Origin of the sequence: Vibrio nomapromontoriensis (assembly GCF_050337205.1) — a bacterium.
Lineage (GTDB): Bacteria > Pseudomonadota > Gammaproteobacteria > Enterobacterales > Vibrionaceae > Vibrio > Vibrio nomapromontoriensis.
The window spans coordinates 66,820-83,193 of sequence record NZ_JAKJSS010000014.1 but is presented as its reverse complement, the minus strand read 5'-3'; the positions used below and the strand labels follow the sequence as shown (position 1 = coordinate 83,193).

Below are 16,374 nucleotides of genomic sequence, written 5' to 3'. Positions count from 1 at the left end.
GAAACGTGATGAAATACCCTGTATCGATAATGGGTCTATTAGCGATGATGTTGTCAGCTCTTTTAGTAGGTTGCGGCGCGACAAGCGAGGTGCAGCGGAGTGCATCTTCTCCGCCTGAAGCTCTTCAGCCCGAACAGACACACCATGTTAGCCAACATGTTTATGAGCTTGAGCACCAATCGGCCATGCAATTCAACCTCGCCATGGACAGTTTGTACCAGCAATCTCAAGCATATTGTCAGCAAACCGAGAGCATTGCTTCTGTTGAGCGTGCTTGGCAGAAAGGGATGGAGCAATGGATGTGGTTGCAGGGACAAGAAAGAGGGCCCACTCAAGCGTTAGAACAAAATTGGAATATTCAGTTTTGGCCAGACAAAAAAAACACGACTGGGCGCAAAATGACGGCCGCGAGTCAGCGAGATAGCTGGTCTGTTTCTGCGATAAAAGATGAGAGTGTCACTGTGCAGGGATTAGGTGCCGTCGAATGGCTACTATTTGATCCAAAATCTAATTTGGAAACCAACCCGTCATCAAGCTGCTCACTACTTATTGCCATAACTGGAGCACTAACGGAACGTTCGGGAGTCATCGTGCAGGCATGGTCGGTAAACCCGTGGAGCGCATTGGATGACAAAGCTTGGACGGCTGAATATTTAGCGTTGCTGACCAATCAGTTGGATTACAGCATGAAAAAATTGTCACGCCCTTTAGCGAAAGTGGGGGCAGCAAAACCGTACTTTTCTGAATCTTGGCGCTCTCAGACATCGATGATGCATTTACGAGCCAATGTGGAAGCCTTGCAGTCGCTTTATATGGCTAATGGGCAAGGACTTGATTTGATACTCCGTGAATCGGGGGCATCTGAGCTGGCAGTGAGAATTGACCACCAGTTTAAAAGCATCCTAGAAACTTGGCCTGCGTCCTCTAGTCTTTTTGAGTTACTGCAAAACAAAGATGGTTACCGAATGGTGTTAAACCAATATAACAAACTTGAGCAGCTTAGATACTTAATGAGTGAAGAAGCGGCGATAAAGTTGGGTGTCGTGATAGGGTTTAATGCAACTGATGGCGATTGATAGAACCAAGAGAAACTTAATACGCTTAGGAGCGATGGGCGCAATGGCTCCTACGTGGTTAGCGGGCTGCAGTACGGCTGCTTCTTCAGTGTTAGAGCCGCGACGTTCTCCCCAGTTGATTGGTGGCTCTATCCGTCACAATGGAGAATTCGACGTCGTCATTGCTGCGAATGGCACTCAACCGGTTCATCAATTACCACTGCCCGGTCGAGGGCACGGTGTGGCTATACATCCTCATCAGCCCTTGGCGGTAATGTTTGGTCGAAGGCCTGGCACTTACGCTATGGTATTTAACTACCAAAGCGGTGAAATGACATCCCTTATCCTAGCATCTAAACAACGCCACTTTTATGGCCATGGTGTTTTTTCTTCTAATGGTCGCTGGTTATATGCAACAGAAGGGGAACGTTCATCTAGCCGTGGCATTATTGGAGTATACGATACACAGCAAGGCTATAAAAAAGTTGAAGAGTTTACCGGGTTTGGCAAAGGACCACATGAAGTGATCATTACGCGAGACGACACTTTGGTGGTTGGCGTTGGCGGTGTGCATACTGATGGGCGTACACCACTAAACTTATCCACGATGACCCCGAGTCTAGCGTACCTTAGTGCCACTGGTGAGTTGCTAGAGCAAGTGTCGCTTAAGGAGCATCGAAAAAGTATTCGTCATCTTGCTCACGATGATGATGATACGATACTGACAGGCCAGCAATACCGTGGCGAAGCTGACTCGTATGTCCCGCTTGTCGCTTCGCACAAGCGAGGGCAACCGCTGCAAGAGTTAGGTGGAGAACCGGAAGATTGGGCTAGATTTAATCACTATGTTGCCAGCATTGCAGCCAATAAACAGCATATTGTTGCCACATCACCTAGGGGCAACTGCTATGGAATATGGGATAAGAAGACACTGAAGTTATTACAAATCAAAGTACTGCCAGACGCGTCAGGCGTCGTGATTAAAAATGAGCATTTTTTCATCAGCTCAGGCGCTGGAAAAGTGGTGCAAATCGCCCCCGATTTGACGGTTAAAATGCTGCATTCTCCGATCCAATGGGATAACCACTGGAAGATGATCACATAAATGAGACGGAGGGAGTTTGCCTGTAAATTAGTCATGTTGAGACGGTGAGATCTGCCATACTTAAACTCTAGAGAGAGGGAGTGGCTAGATGTCAAAGCAGTTATTTTCCGTGGTGACAGCAGGAGTGGTGTGCTTAGTGGCAGCGCAGGTGTGGGCTGCCCCCGATCAAGATATTAATGAAAGGGATACGGTTGCTGCGATCGCGGCAACCGTACAACCTGCCTATTATGACAAACGCAGTGCGCCTTCAGCACCAAGCCTACCATCATCCATATCAAAAAAGTCAGTGACTGAGATCTTACTGTATGGCTCGTTAGTTGATTACGTTTATAACGAGACAAATAGTCAAAAAATTTGGTCCAATAATGAGCTCAACGCACAATTAAACCTGCAATTAGAAATGGTTAACCTGGCTGGTTTTAGTCCCTTATTTGAGCAAAGAGTAAAACATATGCAGTCTTTGTATCAGACGGGGCATTTTGATGAATATGATCGAGCCGCGACCGACACCTTACTGCTGTACATCAGTTATATTGCTGCTGTCCCAGAACTTGGTAAGCAGTGGTATTTTTCTGAAAGCTTAATTGATGCGTTGCCAAGGCCATCGGCAACGGAAGTCCATCAACTCCTACTTGCTATCGAGAACAACACATTAGCTAATTACTTGCTCTCGTTATCACCGCCCATGCTACAGCAATTAGGTTTTGAAAATGCCTATATAGATTTATTAGCCAAATCCCAAATTGAGCTGACGGCATACGAACAAGTCGGGCTAATCAGAAAAGGGGATAAGCTTGAGCCTGAACCCTATATCCATTTGTTAGATCGCCTTGCAGAATCTGAGCTTTATGTCGACGTAAGAGAAGACGGGATGTTTGACCAATCTTTAGAGTACGCCATTAAGGAGTTTCAAAGGCTTTATGGTCTTGAGGATGACGGTATTATTGGACCCAATACACTGCATTGGTTAAATATGCCTGCGCAAGAGAAGTTAAGAGTGTTAGCGCTTAATGCTGAACGTTCACGCCTCTGGCCTCAGCAGAGAGAGCATATTATTTTGGTGAATGTACCTAGTTTTGAACTCAAATATTGGGGCGAAGGTGAGGCACGTTTTGAATCGAGAGTGATTGTTGGGCGGTTAACGAGGCCCACACCGATTTTTGAAACCAAGATGGATTCGTTAATTGTGAATCCAACATGGAATGTGCCTTGGAAAATTATGGTGAAAGACATCATCCCTAAAGTTAAGAATGATCCAACGTACCTGTTTTCACAGCGTATTGAAATTCTCGAGGGTTGGCATAACCGAGTCACGGTTGATCCTACGGTGATAGATTGGAAAGAAGTTCAGCCTAAACAGTTTCCTTATCGAATGAGGCAGCAAGCAGGCGTGTTGAATGCATTAGGACAATATAAGTTTAACACCCCCAACGAACGGGCGATTTTTCTGCACGATACCCCCGGCAAACAACTGTTTAATGAAAGCAGTCGTGCCTATAGCTCTGGTTGTATTCGAGTTGAGCATGCTGATAAGTTTGCACAGGTATTATTAGAACATCAGGGAAAGCTACTTGACGACTTATCGACGTATCGAGACAACAAAGCCATTTCATTTAAAAATAGAATTCCTGTCCATATTATTTATCAAACGGCTTGGCTTGAAGATGGTAAAGCACACTTTAGAGCCGACGTGTATCAGTATGACAATAGAAGAGGGAGTGTTACTGAAACGGCTCTGATTAAAAACTAGCGAGGGCAGTAACTGACTTGTCATCGCTTATAGACAATGTCATAGTCTCGCTACTTTTTTTGAATAGTAGGATTTCCGATGAGTCTTAAGTATCAAGTCGTGCCCGTGACGTCTTTTGCACAAAATTGTTCCATTGTTTGGTGTGATGAAACCATGAAAGGTGTGTTGATTGATCCAGGCGGAGACATTGAACAACTGCAAGTGCTTATCGCAGAGCTCGGCGTTCAAGTAGAAAAATTAGTGCTCACCCATGGGCATCTTGACCATGTTGGTGGAACTGAGCCTCTTTCAAAAGCACTTGGTGTAGAAATTGTTGGTCCCCATAAGGCTGATAATTTTTGGCTGCAAGGCTTAGAAAATCAGAGTCAAATGTTTGGTTTCCCTCTGACTAAAGCTTTTGAACCTAATCAATGGCTTGATGATGGAGATGTTGTCACATTTGGTAATCAGTCTTTAAACGTCATTCATACTCCAGGTCATACTCCAGGCCACGTTGTACTGTTTAACAATGCTGCGAAACAAGCATTTGTTGGCGATGTGTTGTTTAAAGGTGGTATCGGTCGAACGGATTTCCCACAAGGTAACTACGAAACGTTGATCCAGTCGATTAAAGGAAAATTATGGCCTTTAGGTAATGACGTTGCTTTTGTTCCTGGCCATGGACCAGAGTCTACGTTTGGTCATGAAAGAGTATCAAACCCATTTGTTGCTGATGAGATGCCGCTTTACTGAGCACTAAGCTAATTTTCGCATGTAAAATGGCATAGTTACGATTCGAACATGTCACGATCCGCTGCTGCTAAGTAGCGGCGGGTCAGTCCTACAAATTCCTCCCCACTTCTGTCCAAATCTGCTTCCGAAATAAAAATATCGTAACCAAAGAACTCGCGTTGATACTTCATGCGATTGGCAAGCATTGCCATAAGGCCATGATACTCAGAACCATCGCAATCGATAAATGGTGTGGAATCCAGCACAATGTCTTCAAAGGTCGTCTGTGGAGATGTTTGCTGCAGCCCAAGATAAAGCAAGGCGCGCTGGCTAAGTAGCAAATCCGTCGCGATCCGTGGACAAATAGCATTGAGATAAGCTTGGTAATTATTAATTCGTAGACCAATCCAAGGAAGTGGAGTATGCCAACCATCATGATGGTGACTACAAATCCCAATACGTTCGATGTCAGACCAACGAAGTGCCCAGCCGCCTTTAAACATATGCTGTTGAAAATGAGTCGCGGTTAACGTAAAGGTAACCCGGCTTTTTACTATGGTGTAGTAAGTGAAACTTAGGGCGATGACCAGTAAAGTAATAACAACAAGCGACAGTTGCCAATTCGGTGAGAAAAGTACAATTGCGAATCCTATAAGCGCAGCGATAGCCACACTTTTTCGTAGTATGGGTGAGTGCAAAGAATAGTGGTGATTACTTATGTGAATACTGTTCATAGATTACAAATAGCACCCTTAATAGCAAAAAGCAGTCATGCACATGACGTTATATGATGCTCGAAAAATGTCAGCATTATTGTTTAAATAATAGTCATAAACGTTGAAAGTCGGCATTTTTCGTGACGCTTTGTGTCATGCCTCTACAAAAGCTGTCAAAATTTTGGTATAAAACGCGCTTCAAATTTTGACCACTGCTTACAGCGCAGTGAAATGGAGAGAAAACTCAATGAAACTTGCTCATAAGCGCAAAGTGCAATCAAAATTGCAAAAGCGCATTAAAGCGGTAGTTGCGAATACAGCAGCTGCAACAAAAACAGAAAAATCTGTTGTAGCAAAAGCATCTGTAGCAAAAGAAGCTGTAGTTAAACAAGCACCGGTAGCAAAAAAAGCACCTGTAGCTGAAAAAGCAACTGCGACAAAAAAAGTTGAAGTAGCATTAACTCCTAAGCAGCAGCAAGTATTAGATATTGTTGTTAAGCACGCCGATGGTATCAACCCTAAAGGGATTGGCCAAGAAGCCGGCCAAGAAGACGCTAAAGCAGCATCTTGGGCAACGGGTGCTCTTAAGAAGTTACTAGAAGAAGGCTTAGTTGCGAAAGAGCAGCTTGCTGGTAATAAAGTGATCTACAAAGCGCAGTAATGCCTCACTTTATTCAATGTCAAAAAGGCCCCGGTTAAGGGGCTTTTTTGATCTTGTTGCATCACGACCTATCTCACGCCCCACAATTAAATAGCCTTCCTAAACTTTGCTGTATTCTCTTGGATTAAACGCGCCAACTTGCTTATGCATTGCTGTTGTTACTTTGCTATAGCGCTCTATTTGTTAGCAGTTGTTGTGAGTTGCGTAGCATTTCTGTAATTTTTAGCGAGGGTAAATACGTACGTAGTAACTTTTCTTATTGGCGTGAGAGCTATGGCAATTCATTGAAATATAATGGGTTACGTCTATTAGTCGCAAATATCCTACGTATTACTACGTAATACAAAGGTCGAACTTAGGTTTGTGTGGAGGGGAGAATGCGTGGTCGCACGAATACAAGATATTGATAATTAGATTCATAGTTACCTTGAACGTGAAACTTGGGGTGTTCGGATGTCACTCCATATAAGAAACTACTCAAGGAACTGAAAATGAGTCTAATCAAGAAATCAGTCACTCGTGCACTTAAGAGCACAGCTATTGTTGCGGCAACCTGCTTAGCCTTTGTTGCGACTACGGCAAATGCGGCCGACAAAGTATATCGCCTTAAGCTTGCTGAGACATGGGGACCTAATTTCCCTATTTTTGGCGATGCCACAAAAAATATGGCTAAGATGGCCGAAGAAATGTCGAATGGTCGACTGCAAATTCGTATCGACTCGTCAAATAAACATAAAGCGCCTTTCGGTGTTTTTGATATGGTGAAGTCTGGCCAATATGATATGGGTCATTCGGCGTCGTACTACTGGAAAGGTAAAGTACCGAACACACTGTATTTCACTACGATGCCTTTTGGTATGACGGCACCCGAGCAATACGCGTGGTTCTATCATGGTGGTGGTATGGAGTTGATGGAAAAAGTCTACTCGCCACATAACATGATGTCATTCCCAGGTGGTAACACCGATGTACAGATGGGCGGTTGGTTTCAAAAGGAAATTAATAGTGTTGAAGACCTACAAGGTTTGAAAATGCGTATACCAGGCTTCGCGGGCGAAATTCTGGCAGAAGTTGGTGCAAAACCAACGAATATCGCATCGGGCGAGCTTTATACGTCTCTAGAACGTCGTACAATCGACGCTCTTGAGTGGGTAGGGCCTTCTCTAGATCTACGTATGGGTTTCCACAAAATCGCACCATACTACTATACAGGCTGGCATGAGCCTGCAACGGAGCTTCAATTCCTTGTGAATAAACGTACCTGGAATAAGTTGCCGGATGACCTGAAAGCTATCCTACAAATTGCAATGAAAACAGCCGCGTACGATATGTATATCCAATCGACCCATGAAAGCGGTAAAAACTGGGCAACAATCCAATCGGATTACCCAGATATTAAAGTGAAGGATTTCCCACGCGAAGTTATCGATGCATTGCGTGACGCGAACGACAAATTGCTAAAAGAGCATGCTGCGAAAGATGCAACAGCGAAAGAGATTCAAATGTCTCAAGCTGCTTATCTAGAGCAAGTTCGTTCATGGACGGATATTGCTTCTAAAGCTTACCTCAATAAATTTGATGATTAACAGTTTTGAAGTGGCGCTATGCGCCACTTCTCCTGTCGATGAGTTCCGAATTCAGTTTTACACCTATTTAATCTTATTAACGATAAAGTGACGAGATGCTCGCAGAGCGTTCTTTTGTCATCAAAATTTATTGTCCGATGTTCAATGTTGAATACTTACGCACTCTACACATAAATAAAACAATATGAGTCGCGGGATGGAGTCTGGTATGCGAAGCCTAATTTATATAGAGAGACTGTTTAACAAAGTCAGCGATCTGCTGGGAGTGGTGTCGAGTCTTTTGTTTTTATTACTACTTGCAAACGTCGTGTACGACGTGGTGATGCGCTACGTATTTAACGACGTGTCGATTGCCTTTCAAGAGATGGAGTGGCACCTATTTTCAGCGGTATTTTTACTTGGTGTTCCATACGCGATTAAAGCTGGAGGCCACGTGAGGGTCGACGTATTTTACGAACGACTGTCGATAAAAGCGCGCGCTATTATCGATTTGATCGGTACCTTTGTGTTTCTTTTCCCATTCTGTTTACTCGTGGCTTGGTTCGGCATTGATTTTGCCAAAGAAAGCTTTGCACTAGGTGAAACGTCAGGTGATCCAGGAGGCTTGCCGTATCGCTGGGTAATCAAAGCTATGATCCCTCTTTCATTCTTCTTCATGGCGATCAGTGGAGTAGGGCTCGTGCTCCACTCTCTGAATAAGCTGGTCAACCCTCATTTGATATACGCCAATTCAACCGACTCTAAAGAATAAGGATTGTTTCTATGATCGGCATAGTCATGTTTTTTGTAGCGCTGTTTGCGCTACTGTTAGGATTTCCAGTGGCCTTCACATTTGGAGGTATCGCGCTAATATTTGGCGTGTGGGCAGAAGGCATCGAAATGTTTGCTTTCATGCCATACCGCATCCAATCTATTATGGAAAATACCGTTTTGATGGCGGTTCCGTTATTTGTTTTCATGGGCTTGGTTTTACAAAAAACTAAGTTGGCAGAGCAACTGCTTGAATCAATGGGGCGTCTATTTGGTGGTGTGCGTGGTGGTATTGCTATTTCAACGGTACTAGTGGGTGCATTGCTTGCAGCGTCTACAGGCGTTGTAGGAGCGTCAGTAGTAGCTATGGGGCTTATCTCCCTACCGGTTATGCTGAAGTACAATTACGACAAAGGGCTAGCGTGTGGCACCATATGTGCGTCTGGTACATTGGGTCAAATCATTCCGCCTTCGATTGTTCTGATCTTGCTTGGGGATGTACTCGGTGTGCCGGTTGGTGATTTATTTCAGGCGGCAATTTGGCCTGGATTGGTGTTAGTGGGCGCCTATGTATTATATATCCTGATTTATGCAAAACTTAACCCAGAAGCCGCACAACCTATTCCTAGAGATGAGTCTATTTCTCGCTCTCAAGAAGTCAAAACAGCGTTGAAAGCGATCATACCGCCACTGGCGTTGATTGTGATTGTTCTAGGGTCAATATTTGCAGGGGTTGCAACTCCGACAGAGTCTGCTGCTCTCGGGGGCGCAGGCGCAATTGTACTGTCCCTTGCCTATGGCCAGTTTAACTTCCGTATGCTTTATGAAGCTTCAAAAGAAACGGTGAAAGTAACCGCGATGGTGTTTGCGATTCTGTTAGGTGCGACAGCATTTTCAATGGCGTTTACCTATACCGGTGGCGATATGCTCGTGGAAGAGTGGATGTTAGAGATACCCGGTGAGAAATGGGGCTTCCTTATTATCACTATGCTGGTGATCTTGATTCTAGGTTTCTTTATCGATTTTGTGGAAATTTGTTTCATTATTGTTCCGATGATCGCGCCCGTTGCTGAAATCATGGGCATCAATATGACGTGGTTTGCCATACTTGTCGCAATGAACCTACAGACTTCGTTCTTAACGCCTCCATTTGGTTTTAGTTTGTTCTATTTGAAAGGGGTGGCGCCAGATGGCGTGACGACAAGAGATATATACCGTGGTGTCATGCCATTTATTGCTATTCAAATCTTAGTGTTAGCGTCACTATTAGTGTTCCCATCCTTTTATGGAATGTGATCCAATTACCGTTGTGGCGTAAGGAAGTTCATTTATTTAGCCGCCGTGGTAATGTGTCTTAAGGGATGCATTGCCTTTATAGGCGGCTGTAGTTAGAAGGGACTTCTATGCCACTCAAAGCCAAACTTATCTTATTGACGTTGCTGCCGTTAGTTATTCTGACGGCTAGCGTGAGTTGGATAGCCCTCCATCAAGCCAAATCCTTTGGCGAAAAAGAAATCGAGATTTTCCGCGAGAGCTTAATTCGTTCAAAAGAATCAGCGCTGAAAGACAGTGTTGAATTAGCCTTTGATGCTATCGAATACGCCTACAATGATCCTGATCTGTCAGAGTCCGAAGCAAAAGCACAGGTAAGGGAAATTTTGGATAGGCTACGTTATGGGACCGATGGCTATTTTTTTGCTTACGACAAAACCGGGACTAACCTCGTCCATCCGATACAACCAGAGTTGGTCGGTCGGAATTTACTCAAGTTACAAGACCAAGACGGTAACTATTTGATCGAGACATTACTGTTCCAAGCTCAGGCTGGGGGAGGTTTTCATCAGTATTTGTGGCAAAAACCGTCCACTGGTGAAACCGTGACCAAGCTTAGTTATGCGGCTTGGCTAGATAAATGGGAATGGATGATTGGCACGGGGCTATATATTGAGGACGTGGCGAGAGAGGTCGCTGTTCTTCGTGCTGCTATCGATAAAAATATAGCAACCACGATGTTTTCTATTGTGACGATATTTTCGGTGACGGTGGCCGTCATTATTGTACTGACCTTAGCTGTGAATTGGCATGAGCATAAGTTGGCGGATAAGAACTTAAAGGAGCTAGCGCACAAAACAGTGATGTTTCAAGAGGATGAAAGAAAGCACCTTGCCAGAGAATTACACGATGGGGTAAACCAATTGTTGGTTTCTAGTAAGTGTCACTTAGAGTTGATGGATACCAAGGATATTGATGTTCGCTCGATAGGGCATTTGAGTAAGTCCCAGTCTTCTTTGTCAGAAGCGATTATTGAAGTGAGGCGAATTTCTCACCATCTTAGACCCAGCGCCTTAGATGATATCGGACTGGAAGCGGCAATTTCCAGTTTACTGCAAGATTTTAAAACGTACTCTCATGCGAATACAGAACTGGTGCTGGATACACAAGCATCTAAACTTAAATCAGAGGTGGCAACGACCTTGTATCGTGTTGTACAAGAATCATTAAACAACATAGAAAAGCATGCCGATGCGACGCAAGTTACCGTGTTTCTCAAACAGTTCGGTAATGTGTTGCAATTAATGATCCGTGATAATGGCATTGGTTTTGATGTGACTAATGCAATGGCAGCGCGCGGCATCGGTTTGCGTAATATGAGAGAGCGTGTTGAGTTTATTGGCGGCGAGTTTGAACTATTGAGTGATTATGGAGCCGGTACAGAAATCACAGTCTTGCTGAAGCTAGAAGGAACGGAATAATGGATGAACCGATCAAAGTGGTGATAGTGGATGATCATCAGGTGGTTTTGGAAGGTTTCATCGCTCGACTTGAGCGAGAGCCGGATATTGATGTGATTGCAACGGCAAGTAATGGGCTAGAGGCGATAGATGTCGTCAAATCTTATCAGCCTGATGTGGTACTAATGGATGTGAGTATGCCAATTATGAACGGCATAGAGGCAACACAGCTACTAAAAGAAGAGCGCCCTGAAGCCAAGGTCTTAATGCTCACTATGCATGATAACCGTGAGTATATTATGAAAGTGATGCAGGCAGGTGCTGTGGGATATATGTTAAAGGAAATCTCCGCAGAAAAAATGGTTCAAGCCATTAAAACGGTTAAACAAGGTTCTACCTATTTTTGTGAGTCCGTCACACAAACGCTATTTTCGCAAGAGGTGTCACCAGCCGTGAGCAAGACAAATCCATTGAGTCGTCGAGAAGAGTCAGTGTTGAAATTAGTCGCACAGGGGAGTAGCAGCAAGAAAATAGCGCAGGTGCTCAATATATCCTATCGTACGGTAGAAACGCACCGGCAGAACATTAAACATAAGTTGGACTTACATTCGACAGCTGAATTGGCAAAGTACGCACTGGAACATGGTTTGGGATAGGGCAGAGAGTGAACATTATTGATATGAGCAGTGACGCTAGACAGAAAAAGACCCGCGAAAGCGGGTCTTTACGTTTTTACATTATGACAGTATAGCGTTACGCGTAGCTATGTTGATGCACTTGCAGCTCGGTACGCATGCCTTTCAATAGGCTGACACACATAACCAGCAGAATAACCGTAAACGGCAACGCAGTTGAGATCGCGCCAGCTTGTAGTGCTTGAATTGCCTCTGTACCACCAACCCATAGTAATACTGCAGCTATTGCACCTTCAATTGTTGCCCAGAACACACGCTGTGGTACTGGCGCATCAACTTTACCGCCAGCAGTGATGCTGTCGATAACCAGTGAAGCTGAATCTGACGAAGTAATGAAGAACACCATAATCAAGATGATAGAGATAACCGACAAAATGGTGCTCATCGGTAGTGCTTCGTATGCATAGAACAGTGACAACGTTAGATCGGTCAATCCATTTTGGCCGAGCTCACCGACTTGGTTGATCACTTGGTCGATTGCCATGCCACCGAACGCCGCCATCCAAAATAGGGTGATGGTTGTCGGGATGACAATAACGGCTGTCAGGAATTCACGTACGGTACGTCCTTTAGAAACACGCGCAATGAACATGCCAACACATGGGGACCATGAAATCCACCACGCCCAGTAGAATACGGTCCAACCGTGCATCCAAGCTTCGTCTTCACGACCGTGAGGATTACTCAGTGGGATGATATTCTCTACGTAGCCGACAATAGTCGTGCCTAGTGAGCCGAAGAACGTCGCAATTGATACCACAATAACAACAATTAATAGCACGAAAGCAACCAAGATGTTGGTGTTACTCAGTAGCTTTACACCCCCATCAATACCACGAACAACGGAAAAAATTGCTAGAGCAGTCACAAAGGCAATCACGACGAGTTGTAATGAAGTACCGGCTTCAAACCCAAATACATGCCCAATACCACTGGCCGCTTGTTGTGCCCCAAGACCTAATGATGTCGCGAGACCAAATAGGGTCGCTAACACAGCAAGGACATCAATAACGTGACCAAACCACCCCCACGTTCTATCACCAAGTAGTGGATAGAACACTGAGCGCATTGAAAGAGGCAAACCTTTATTAAAGGCAAAGAAGGCCATCGAAAGTGCCACAACTGCGTACATGGACCATGGGTGAATACCCCAGTGGAACATTGTTGCGCCTAGTGCTACTTTACGAGCTTCTTCAGTATAAGCTTCAACACCTAGTGGCGTTTCATACCAACCTGTGAAATAGGCAACAGGCTCAGCTACCCCCCAAAACATCAAACCAATACCCATACCGCCAGCAAACAGCATCGCGATCCAAGATAGGGTTGAATGGTCAGGTTTTGCGCTAGCACCACCAATGCGAATTTTCCCGTAAGGGGATAAGACGAGGCCTAGGCAAAAAATCACGAAGATATTGCCAGCCCACATAAATAAGTTGTCGAATGCGCCGATGATTTGCCATTTAGCGCCATCGAGTGTGGCTTTGGCAGTGGCTGGGTCTACGACGAGAAGGGCGACGAGAAACAGTACGATCAGTGCTGCACTGGTGCCGAAGACAGGGTTGTGAACATCAAACCCCCATTTTTGGACATTGTCTTGCCCAACAGTATAGTCAGTATTTTCAATACTATACTTGTCCTTAGTATTATTCATCATTCCTCTGATACTACTTAGAGCTCTAACTAAAATTCGGCGGAATACTAACAAAAGTAATTATAAATGGGAAGATATTCATTGTTTTGCTCGCATTTTGGACTAAATTGAATAGACAAACTGTATAGAGCACTAACCGTTTTAGCTCTAATGAAATAGGCTGTTTTTTCTGTGTTTTTATCGGTAAAATAACCGCAGTAAACGTAAGTGCGACCAAGGGTTACAGTGCATTGTCAAGGGAGCGCGTAAGCGCACCTTTTTAAACACTAATAATGAGTCAATGGTGGCCGCGATCGGTTTATAGGTGTGATTGAGATGCATCATTGGTATGAATGTGTTACAACGCAGGGATCAACGGATAATCGCTAATTTGGAATAAAGAATTGGAAAAACACGAAGAAGTGCTCGTGGCGATACGCCAAGTAATAAGAGCCATCGATTTACATTCGAAAAAATTAAAAAAAGAGTGCGGACTTACTGGGCCGCAACTGGTGCTGATGAAGGCAATCAGGGAAAAAGGGAATGTAACCATTCGTGAGTTATCGAATTATACCAATGTTAGTCAGGCGACAGCGACGACTATTATCGACCGTCTAGAACTGAACGATTATGTAAGACGTGAACGAAGCCATCAAGACAAGCGAAAAGTTCATGCAGTTTTAACAGAAAAAGGCACTGAAGTGCTTGATAGCGCCCCTTTGCCACTCCAAGACAGCTTCGTACAGAAATTTCAAAGTCTTGAGGTGTGGGAGCAAACCTTGTTGTTATCTTCTATCCAAAGAATATCATCGATGATGAATGCGGAAGGCATCGATGCCGCGCCAGTATTACAAATAGATGCGATAGCGAAAAACTAACGTTGTCTACGCCCGAATAATAACGCATTAAGCCCATATTACTGAAAAAGTATTGTGGGCTTTTTTGTGCTCGTAAGTCAGCGATTAACAGGGTCGATTTTAGTATCAATAATTTGACATCTAAATAGTCTATACTTTGCGGTAGTCGACGATGGATAACGTGCTAATGGCAAAGACTATATGATAAATCAGACATTTTTTGCTAAACTGAAACTTTCGTAGCACTAAAAGTTGAGTGATAGCCCAGTCTGTGTGATGCGGATTTTTGGTATTACTTAGTACACAAAATATTTTGATGGATAGCAGTTCGTCAGGGTGAGGAACGATGACAAAAGGTATTGATAAGTACAGTATTGACAGTACTGACTATACAATTGGGCAAGATAATGTCCAAAAATGGGGATTTGACGTGCACAACCCGGTATTTGGCTGGAGTGCAGGTTTTATTGCGCTGTTACTAGTGCTGGCTGTGGTTGTCGATGCCGAGACAGCGAAAAATGCGTTGGATGGAATTAAATGGCAGATCATAAATAAGTTCGACTGGCTATTTATGTGGGCTGGTAACATTTTTGTTATCTTCTGCTTGGGCTTGATTGTTTCGCCATTTGGCAAGATACGCTTAGGTGGTAAAGACGCAACGGCAGATTATTCATTTATGTCTTGGCTGGCGATGCTATTTGCCGCTGGTATGGGCATTGGTCTTATGTTTTGGAGTGTCGCGGAGCCAGTGGCTTACTTTACTGGCTTCTATGAAACGCCGTTAGGCGTGGCTGCCAACACAGAACAGGCTCGCGAGCTGGCGATGGGCGCCACTATGTTCCACTGGGGTTTACACCCATGGGCAATCTACGGTGTTGTCGCCTTATCTCTTGCGTTCTTTACGTATAATAAAGGCTTGCCTCTTTCAATGCGCTCGGTTTTCTATCCTATTTTGGGCGATAGAGCGTGGGGATGGGCAGGACATATCATTGATATCCTAGCCGTTCTTGCGACCTTATTTGGATTAGCGACCTCTCTTGGTTTAGGTGCACAGCAAGCAGCAAGCGGTATCCATCATGTCTTTGGTGTGGAATCGGGTATGACGTTGCAAGTGATCGTTATCGCGGTCGTGACTTTGCTTGCCGTTGTTTCGGTATTACGTGGTATTGATGGTGGTGTTAAGGTCATCAGTAATATCAACATGATCGTTGCTTTTATTCTCTTGGCTTTAGTTGCTTTAATTGGATACGCGGTAACGTTCGCATCGATTCCTGATACCCTGTTTGCGTATTTGAAGAATATCGTGCCATTGAGTAATCCTCATGGTCGAGATGATGAAGCATGGATGCACGGTTGGACAGTATTCTATTGGGCTTGGTGGATTTCGTGGTCCCCATTCGTCGGTATGTTTATTGCTCGCGTTTCTAAAGGACGTACAGTAAGGCAGTTCATTACAGCTGTACTTATTGTTCCGACATCTGTGACTATTATTTGGATGTCTGTATTTGGCGGCCTTGCCATTGACCAAGTGGTTAATCAAGTGGGTACGCTGGGTGCAAATGGATTGCGTGATGTGCCGCTCGCCATGTTTGAAATGTTTGATTCGCTACCAATGGGCACGCTACTGTCTGTCATTGCCGTGATCCTTGTTCTGGTGTTCTTTATCACTTCTTCGGATTCCGGTTCTTTGGTGATCGATAGCATTACTGCTGGTGGTAAAATTGATGCACCTGTTATTCAACGCGTATTTTGGGCCTTTATGGAAGGTGCTATTGCGGTCGCGTTATTGTGGATTGGTGGCAGTGAAGCCATCCAAGCATTGCAAGCGGGTGCTATTTCATCAGCGTTGCCATTTACCTTTATATTACTGGCAATGTGTGTGAGTCTACTTATGGGTATGAAAACAGAACGCACATAGTGAACAGTATCTATGTATGTTGATGTATATGAATTCTAAATAACGTAAAAAGAGCAGCTAAGGCTGCTCTTTTTTTGATCTAATCGATGTTCTTCTACGTTAAGTTTTCCTATTTATTCTTATAAACTGATATTTAATTTGTCATGTTCCGCTTCTGAAATCTTATATTACACGACCCCAGTGCTCTTGCTTGGTCAGCCTGTTCTCT

Annotated in this window: 14 protein-coding genes; 12 read left to right on the top strand and 2 right to left on the bottom strand. The window is 44.2% G+C overall.

Annotated features, from left to right (window positions below):
* The first annotated feature begins 8 nt into the window (after positions 1–8).
* The 4 genes from L4D05_RS18165 (at position 9) to L4D05_RS18150 (ending at position 4,642) form a co-directional block, all read left to right on the top strand.
* On the top strand, positions 9–1,076 hold the full coding sequence (locus L4D05_RS18165) for an imelysin family protein (RefSeq protein WP_428794835.1): 1,068 nt from the start codon (positions 9–11) through the stop codon (positions 1,074–1,076).
* Entirely contained in the window at positions 1,057–2,160 is a 1,104-nt protein-coding gene (locus tag L4D05_RS18160) for a DUF1513 domain-containing protein (protein WP_428794834.1), read from the top strand. Before L4D05_RS18165 ends, L4D05_RS18160 begins: the two co-directional genes overlap by 20 nt.
* A gap of 88 nt (positions 2,161–2,248) precedes the next feature.
* Positions 2,249–3,910, top strand: coding sequence for a L,D-transpeptidase family protein (locus tag L4D05_RS18155; protein WP_428794833.1), 1,662 nt, complete (start codon positions 2,249–2,251; stop codon positions 3,908–3,910).
* A gap of 78 nt (positions 3,911–3,988) precedes the next feature.
* A complete protein-coding gene (locus L4D05_RS18150; RefSeq protein ID WP_428794832.1) occupies positions 3,989–4,642 on the top strand; it encodes an MBL fold metallo-hydrolase in 654 nt (217 codons plus the stop codon).
* Between the two features lie 35 nt (positions 4,643–4,677).
* Here L4D05_RS18150 and L4D05_RS18145 read toward each other — a convergent pair whose 3' ends face one another.
* Positions 4,678–5,355, bottom strand: coding sequence for a DUF2982 domain-containing protein (locus L4D05_RS18145; RefSeq protein WP_428794831.1), 678 nt, complete (start codon positions 5,353–5,355; stop codon positions 4,678–4,680).
* Between the two features lie 229 nt (positions 5,356–5,584).
* On the opposite strand from L4D05_RS18145, the gene L4D05_RS18140 reads away from it, so the two are divergent.
* The 6 genes from L4D05_RS18140 (at position 5,585) to L4D05_RS18115 (ending at position 11,722) form a co-directional block, all read left to right on the top strand.
* Positions 5,585–5,998 carry a MarR family transcriptional regulator gene (locus L4D05_RS18140; protein ID WP_428753495.1) on the top strand — a complete coding sequence of 138 codons (414 nt, stop codon included), beginning with the start codon at positions 5,585–5,587 and terminating at the stop codon, positions 5,996–5,998.
* A gap of 491 nt (positions 5,999–6,489) precedes the next feature.
* Positions 6,490–7,584, top strand: coding sequence for a TRAP transporter substrate-binding protein (locus L4D05_RS18135; protein WP_428753493.1), 1,095 nt, complete (start codon positions 6,490–6,492; stop codon positions 7,582–7,584).
* A gap of 196 nt (positions 7,585–7,780) precedes the next feature.
* Entirely contained in the window at positions 7,781–8,335 is a 555-nt protein-coding gene (locus L4D05_RS18130) for a TRAP transporter small permease subunit (protein WP_428794886.1), read from the top strand.
* An 11-nt stretch (positions 8,336–8,346) separates the two neighbouring features.
* Positions 8,347–9,630 carry a TRAP transporter large permease gene (locus L4D05_RS18125; RefSeq protein WP_428753491.1) on the top strand — a complete coding sequence of 428 codons (1,284 nt, stop codon included), beginning with the start codon at positions 8,347–8,349 and terminating at the stop codon, positions 9,628–9,630.
* A 107-nt stretch (positions 9,631–9,737) separates the two neighbouring features.
* The gene (locus tag L4D05_RS18120; RefSeq protein ID WP_428794830.1) at positions 9,738–11,087 is read left to right on the top strand and encodes a cache domain-containing protein; all 1,350 of its coding nucleotides are present in this window, start codon (positions 9,738–9,740) and stop codon (positions 11,085–11,087) included.
* Complete coding sequence (locus tag L4D05_RS18115; protein WP_428794829.1) at positions 11,087–11,722, top strand: response regulator; 636 nt, start codon at positions 11,087–11,089, stop codon at positions 11,720–11,722. The genes L4D05_RS18120 and L4D05_RS18115 overlap by 1 nt, the downstream gene beginning before the upstream one ends.
* Positions 11,723–11,819: 97 nt before the next feature.
* Here the strand turns inward: L4D05_RS18115 and L4D05_RS18110 are convergent, their stop codons facing one another.
* The gene (locus L4D05_RS18110) at positions 11,820–13,412 is read right to left on the bottom strand and encodes a BCCT family transporter (protein ID WP_428753594.1); all 1,593 of its coding nucleotides are present in this window, start codon (positions 13,410–13,412) and stop codon (positions 11,820–11,822) included.
* A gap of 383 nt (positions 13,413–13,795) precedes the next feature.
* Here L4D05_RS18110 and L4D05_RS18105 point away from each other — a divergent pair, with 383 nt between their 5' ends.
* Together L4D05_RS18105 and L4D05_RS18100 are read left to right on the top strand one after the other, a co-directional pair.
* Positions 13,796–14,269, top strand: a complete 474-nt coding sequence (locus L4D05_RS18105) for a MarR family winged helix-turn-helix transcriptional regulator (protein ID WP_428753487.1) — start codon at positions 13,796–13,798, stop codon at positions 14,267–14,269.
* Between the two features lie 325 nt (positions 14,270–14,594).
* A complete protein-coding gene (locus tag L4D05_RS18100) occupies positions 14,595–16,166 on the top strand; it encodes a BCCT family transporter (protein ID WP_428753485.1) in 1,572 nt (523 codons plus the stop codon).
* Positions 16,167–16,374 lie beyond the last annotated feature (208 nt).